General features: G+C 48.8%; 2 protein-coding genes. Both read left to right on the top strand.

Features of this window, described 5'->3' with window-relative positions:
* Window positions 1-607, top strand: a 607-nt coding sequence (locus tag AC1DWI_RS25085; protein ID WP_477726172.1) for a hypothetical protein, incomplete at its 5' end; no start/stop codon positions are given.
* A gap of 27 nt (window positions 608-634) precedes the next feature.
* Complete coding sequence (locus tag AC1DWI_RS25080; protein ID WP_477726171.1) at window positions 635-799, top strand: hypothetical protein; 165 nt, start codon at window positions 635-637, stop codon at window positions 797-799.
* Window positions 800-801: the final 2 nt, after the last annotated feature.

The following is an 801-nucleotide window of genomic DNA, read 5'->3' as shown; positions in this document are numbered from 1 at the left end:
GAACTATAGGGACGCTGCTTGGCATGGGGCCGAGGTTGTGGTGAGCGTTGCCGCCGTTGGTGGCGCAAAGAAGGTGGCTTGGCTCTTTCGTTCAGAGCTCTATACTGAATTGAACGCTGTGTTCCGGTCTGGGGGTGCCAGGGACTTGCCGAGCATGGCAGCGATGGATGGGATTTCGCCTTCCTTTGGGGCGAATATGGGGGGCGCAAGTTTCAGGAGTGAGGCGAAACTCATTGAGCACTTTGAAAAGCATGGATCAGAGTTTCTCTCCCGCAACACTTCCCGCATCGGCAATGCTGACGACTATCTGAGAGTCGGGCAGGACATAATGCAAAACGGACAACAAGTTAGCTATTTCTATGAGCCAGCGAACGAAGTGAGAACGGGCTACGTCTCATTTATGAGAAACCGGCAGAAGACTGGCGAGTCATTGTTCGGATTTGTTGGGACGGATGCGGATGGGTTCATTACTACAATTCATACCAAGCCACGGACAGAGTTATTTGATTTGCTTGGTGATAGCTCTCAGAGCAAGCTCAAGGCCTTTCGTACTGATACTGTGGGGCCATTGCCGCAAAATGGTTGGAAATTCCCATATACAAAATAATCAAATATATTTATGAAGGCTACGACCGTGCAAATGGTTCGACTTGAAAAACTAAGTGAAATTGTTGATGAAGAAGTGATTCTTCGCATTGGCGATTGCGAACTCGTTTGCTTTGCCGGTGGGCGTTTGCGTAACTTAGTCGAGGGTGTCAGCTACCCAGTTAAATTGAGCTTGCTGATATTGAATGACTGACT

This window comes from Polaromonas sp. P3_C2, from assembly GCF_056402675.1.
The sequence above is the reverse complement of the archived record's forward strand: the minus strand, read 5'-3'. Positions and strand labels throughout refer to the sequence as shown.